General features: G+C 52.1%; 3 protein-coding genes and 1 pseudogene. 1 reads left to right on the plus strand and 3 read right to left on the minus strand.

Annotated features, from left to right (window positions below):
• From H5P30_RS03320 to H5P30_RS03330, 3 genes and pseudogenes are all read right to left on the minus strand, one after another.
• A pseudogene (locus tag H5P30_RS03320) lies at nt 1-1,166 on the minus strand (IS4 family transposase); the annotation flags it as partial.
• Nucleotides 1,167-1,225: 59 nt separating this feature from the next.
• Entirely contained in the window at nt 1,226-1,639 is a 414-nt protein-coding gene (locus H5P30_RS03325) for a hypothetical protein (RefSeq protein ID WP_185691544.1), read from the minus strand.
• A 278-nt stretch (nt 1,640-1,917) separates the two neighbouring features.
• Nucleotides 1,918-2,826, minus strand: a complete 909-nt coding sequence (locus H5P30_RS03330; RefSeq protein WP_185691545.1) for a hypothetical protein — start codon at nt 2,824-2,826, stop codon at nt 1,918-1,920.
• 135 nt (nt 2,827-2,961) lie between these two features.
• Here H5P30_RS03330 and H5P30_RS03335 point away from each other — a divergent pair, with 135 nt between their 5' ends.
• Nucleotides 2,962-4,389, plus strand: coding sequence for an IS4 family transposase (locus H5P30_RS03335; protein WP_185691546.1), 1,428 nt, complete (start codon nt 2,962-2,964; stop codon nt 4,387-4,389).
• The last annotated feature ends 13 nt before the right edge of the window (nt 4,390-4,402 follow it).

Here is a 4,402-nt window from a genome sequence, read left to right on the forward strand (position 1 = left end):
AGGAAGTCGTTGAAGTTGAGTTGGTTAGATAATTGAGTTTCGTCAAAATTTGTGAAGGATTCTGTAAATAGCTGATTGATATGAACTTTCTGAAAAGCGTTAACACTCAGAACTTGCAGAATCCGGGTCAAACTGTGGTCGAGGCAGAGAGTCTTTTTGAGACTGGCGACGAGAAGATAGGTGCAGATGGCGATCCAAATTTGGGTTCTGACGGCATTGTCCGAGGTTCCGAAGAAGGACTTGATCCGCAGGTTCTGTTTGATCCATTTGAAGAAAAGTTCGATCTGCCAGCGGCTCTTGTAGACCAAGGCGACGGTCAATGCTGGGATGGAAAAATTGTTGGAAAGGAATACCAAGTCCTTGCCAGTCTCCTCGTCGAAGAAACGAACTCGACGCAAAGCAATGGGATATCGTTCCTTGGACAGGGCTCCGCTCAGACCGATTGTTTGATCGCTGCGCAGACCTGTGATTTTGGCAACTCTGCGGGACTCCCGGACATAGCAGTCGAGGTTGCGTTTGGCACGGATAACGAAGAACGCTCCGGCCTGGCTGAGGCCGAAGAGTCGACCGAAGTCGAGGTATCCACGATCCATTACATAGATCGTTCCGGGAGAGACTGGCATTCGGTCGAGGAAAGACACATCGTGTTCCCGTCCCTTCGTAACGTCGATGAACAGCGGGATAGAGCCTTGAAGTTCGAACTGCGTGTGGATCTTTACCGCCGCTTTCGTGGAACGAAAGTCCGCCCAAGGGAAGAGAGTCAGGCAAAGATCGATGGTGCTCGAATCGACCGCGACGACCATGCCATCGAGACCCATCGGGTTCGTCTCGCCTGCCTAAAGTCTCCGCGTCCTTCGAATGAGGATATGAGCCATGGCTTCGTAGACGCGCCAGTCCCTCCATTGGTTGGCATATGCCAAATTGGTGCGGGTAATGTTGCCGCGAAACCCCATCGCGTAAGCGTTTTGATTCCCGCGCAAACAAGCCTCGATCTCGCGCAACCCCTCCCGGTAAGTCAACTGGGCAAAGACCATGGCAAGGAATTGGTCGCGTGCGGTAAATCCGCGACTGCTCTTGGGCATCGGGTAAAGCTTGATGCATCGGTCGAACTCCTTCCGGTCCAAGCCATCGGTAATCTGAGTAAAAACGAGCCTGCCAGCGTTCATCCGTTATTGAGAACGAATGCGACGGAAGGTCGCCAGCCGATTCAAATGCGTGACAACCTTTATCCTGTGTAAGACTCTTCAAATGAATCACTTGGAAAAATCGAAACCCCTCTTAACTGGACACTAGTGACTTTCACTGTAGCTTCTTGTCTCTTTTTCTGGATAACGTTTCGATCTCGTCTCGTGTAATTCTCGAATGTTTCGCAGATTTCAGAATCCAGAGGGAATCCTTCTTTTATCCAATCACACGCCAATCCTTTCCAGTATCCCGAGGAGTGTTCGGCTAAAGCTGTTAGGAGAATATTTCTTAATTTTTTCTTTTTGGGTAAATCTGTGTCCAAATCCTTTGCTTCTTCGTAAGTGTGCTCAAGCAGTGAAAGTCCAACTACTGTTCCATCTAGAGAATTTAGTCGTTCGACAATTTCTGGAATTGGTTTCTTCAATTTCTTTCTTCCAACGTAAAGGGTATGCACCGGAGCCGGGGGATTCAAGCACAAGGCCGCCGATCAATCTCGGTTTGTATATCGGTCTGGTTCGAGCCGGAGTGGAATTGTCTCAAGCCAAGACGCAAAGACCCGGAGCTGTGAGGCAGATACAAAAGGCATTCTCTCACGGAGCACACTGAGCTCACAGAGATTTGCCTTTCCTCCGTGCCGCTGTGCCTCAGTGAGATTCATTCTCTTTCTTCCATTCTTCACTTTCCATTCATTCTTTTCTCGAACGTGGAGACCAGACAACCAGCCTGCAAGGCTCAGTCGTCCGTGTGATTTTTAGGATTTTCGGGCGAGTTCACTGGATTGTCTACGTCGTTTGGTTCGTCCTGTTCGGGAATGGGGCGAAGAACAATTCTCTGTATCTCGTCTCGCCAGACTTGGATCTCCTCTCCCATGTATTCGATTACTTTTCTTTCTGTAGATTCAGTGGCCGTGTCAGCAGGAAATACTCGGGAAATCAAATAGAGATCACCCCTTCCACTCCATCCTAGCCAACGCCAATCGATTTCTGACACAAGACTCTCGTGGCCGCATCGAAGACTGCCATTGGCATCCAATGGTCCACTGCAACCATTGGTATTTCCAAATCTATGATTGTTTACAAAGATCTGGACACCTTGGTGCATCGGTTCGTCGCGACTCGGGGTGTCAGACTCGAAAACTTCATATGAGTTGCTGTCCACGTCATAGTCCGGAATCAATGATGGGTCTGAAACTAGAAAGACCTGAATCCTCGGAGATCCCCTGTCAGGGTTCCCAAAGGAATTAAAAATGATTCGGGGGCCACCGGTGTATGGCACCTTATTCGGACCTATCATTCTGGCGCCGTCAATCGGGCCAACGTCGTCCAAAATCCACTTGAGAGAATCTGATCCACCGTCCGAGACAAAAACGCCCAAACGATCCTCCGACAGAATCTGGACACCTACAGCTGCATCGGATTCAAGAAGAATGGGCTCCGTAAATCTCCGAGAACCATTCGATCCGAGATTACTTCCATTGACTGTAGCGACTAGCGATATTGCAATCGGATCCGGGATCGGAATTTCGATGATCGTTATGTCAGCGTCATTTAAAATCCTTTGAACCTTCGGATTAAAGTCTCCATCAGAGCATCCAGTCAGCGCGAGGCTCAGAGTAATCAACAATGTAGTTACGATTTTCATTTCAAGACGAACGTGGAGGACAGGCACCCCGCCAGTGGGGTGAATGGCACTAGTTTAAGGGTATCTACGGGAGAAAAATGCTCTAAAATGGATAAAAGGCTCGTCCCGACCATTGAAATCGCGCAAGCTGTTGATATGAAAAGAGTTAACAGTTATTTGCCCGGTTTCTCCGGTCTTGTGGGACGAGCCAGAAAGCGAACACTGAATCAGTATCGGCGCAATGTCGAGAACGCGAATGCCGGGAAGCCGAATCGGTTGCGGGGTTGGTTCGGCCATCTGGTTCCTTCGAAGGTGTTGGCCAAGCGGCCCGGCGAGCGCAAACGGGGGATGGACCGGGAGTGTTTGTTCTGGGGTTTTCTGGGGCAAGTGCTGCGAGGGGGTTCCTGTCGGGACGCTTTGCAGGAGATCCAGGCCGCGCGCGCTGCGGACGGTTTGCCCGCTTTGAGTTCGTCCACCTCCAGCTACTGCACCGCTCGGCAGAAGAAGTTTACGTCGGAGGATCTCAAGCGTATCCACCGCGAAGTGTCGGACTCGCTCGCGGCAGAGGCCGACCCGGCCTGGGAAGGGCGTCGTGTGCTGTCGGTCGACGGCACGGGAGTGAGCATGGACGACACGCCGGACAATCAGAAGGAGTTCCCGCAACCTTCCGAGCAGAAGAAAGGGTGCGGCTATCCGGTAATGCAGGTGGTGGGGCTGCACGATCTCTCCAGCGGGGCGATGCTCGACTACGAAGAAAGTCCGCTCAATGTCGGCGAAAGCGCTCTTTTCCACGGCTTGGATTTAATCGGACAAGTCGGAGGCGGAGACATCCTGCTCTTCGACCGGGCTTACTGCTCTTATCTGAACACGGCGACTCTGCTTGGCCGGGGAGCTCATGCGCTCGGACGCCTCCACGCCTCCCGCAAGATCTCCTTTCCCAAAGGCTGCGAGGATCGGATCACTACTTGGGAAAGGCCCGCCTCGTCCCAAAGGCCCCTCTACATGGAACTGGACGAATGGAGAGCCTTGCCGAAGTCGATCCGCGTGCGCTACATCCGCCGGAAGATCGAAACGCCCGGTCACCGCCCCGAAGAGATCGTCGTAATGACAACGCTGCTGGATGCTCCCGCCGAAGCGATACTCGACCTGTTCCTGCGCAGGTGGAACATGGAAGTGAGCCTGCGAGACCTCAAAACCACTCTCGGTGCCGATCACCTGCGAGCCAAAACCCCCGAGATGGCCCGAAAGATCTTCGCCATGCACATGATCGCCCATAACCTGATTCGCTGGACGCTCTTGCAGGCTTCCACCGATCACCGCGCACCTCTGGATCGACTCAGCTTCAAAGGAACCGTCGATCTTCTTGAAAACTGGAGGGACATCCCCTGCGATCCGGGCCGGGAAAACTGGGAGCGATTGCTCGAACTGGCAGCCAAAGACAAGATCCCAAAAAGACAAAACAGAATCGAGCCCAGAGTCCTCAAACGAAGACCCAAAACCTTCCCGAAAATGACACGACCCAGACAAGAACTCAGAAACCGAATTTTGACGTCGAAATCCACGCCGCAAAGAGGCTTAAACTAGTGCCATTCACCCC

It is taken from the genome of Puniceicoccus vermicola (assembly GCF_014230055.1).
GTDB lineage: Bacteria > Verrucomicrobiota > Verrucomicrobiia > Opitutales > Puniceicoccaceae > Puniceicoccus > Puniceicoccus vermicola.